General features: G+C 57.5%; 1 protein-coding gene and 1 pseudogene. One reads left to right on the top strand and one right to left on the bottom strand.

The window, feature by feature from the left end; genetic code table 11:
* Positions 1 to 130: 130 nt before the first annotated feature.
* Positions 131 to 377 (top strand): annotated as a pseudogene (locus G8767_RS35210) (carbonic anhydrase); the annotation flags it as partial.
* Between the two features lie 65 nt (positions 378 to 442).
* On the opposite strand, the gene G8767_RS35205 reads toward G8767_RS35210, so the two are convergent.
* The gene (locus G8767_RS35205) at positions 443 to 649 is read right to left on the bottom strand and encodes a BldC family transcriptional regulator (RefSeq protein WP_073513873.1); all 207 of its coding nucleotides are present in this window, start codon (positions 647 to 649) and stop codon (positions 443 to 445) included.
* Positions 650 to 869: the final 220 nt, after the last annotated feature.

Raw genomic sequence — 869 nt, 5'->3', positions numbered from 1 at the left:
GTTACCAGTTCTTGGCGCCGAGCCCTCACGTTCAGGATTTGCTCGATCACATCGAAAACGGTGGCGATCCGATCTTCTGGGGCTGATCCGTTATCGTCGGTGATGCGTTGACCTATTGAGACCAAGAACTGTTCCGGACAGCTTCGTCCGCAGTGCGGTCGAGCGTGGTTCTGATAGGCAGCAACGAGGGCTTGTCCACCGTCGACGAACTCGAAGGCCGTCACGTCGTGGAGACCGGCGCGCTGATCATGCAGAGGTCGCGGATCATCGCCGACAAGATGGACAAGAGTGCGTGCGCGATCGTCGGTGTCACGTACACGTTGTCCGACGGTCACATGCGAGTTCAGGGCACAGTCGGCGACATCGGGAGCATCTGATCCGCGAACGAAAGTAACGTGCATCGGTATCGTCAGGGTTGGGTTACAGCATTTCGGGCTTGAATTCAGGATGCCGTCGGATCCGTTTTTGGCCCTGGAGTGTGAAGCGAGTGCAAGAGCATACGGATCTCGGTGCGGTGGTAGCGGCGGTGACCGCCGATGGTCGAGGTAAACCCGATTTTTCCTTCGTCAGCCCAGCGAGCGACTGTTTTCGGAGTTACACGAAAAAGTTCGGACACTTGTTTTGGAGTGAGTAAGTCTTCGGAGCCGATATCAAAGACAGCGGGAGGAGGTGGCGGTCCATTGCCACCGCTGCTTTCGTGCTGAGCGGAGGCTGGAGTCGACCCGTTCAGGCCCATGATTGTCCTAATCGGTAGTTGGGATAGGAGCTGACCCCGTATAGGGACAGTTTGTGTTCTGGTGCTGCTGTCGGGGCGACGCCTGTTGTTGCCCGGACATTCGATGTCTCACGAAAGAACGGTGCGCCCCGGT

Origin of the sequence: Rhodococcus sp. IC4_135 (assembly GCF_011602025.1) — a bacterium.
Classification (GTDB): domain Bacteria; phylum Actinomycetota; class Actinomycetes; order Mycobacteriales; family Mycobacteriaceae; genus Rhodococcus_F; species Rhodococcus_F baikonurensis.
This window is presented reverse-complemented; position numbering and strand designations above follow the sequence as displayed.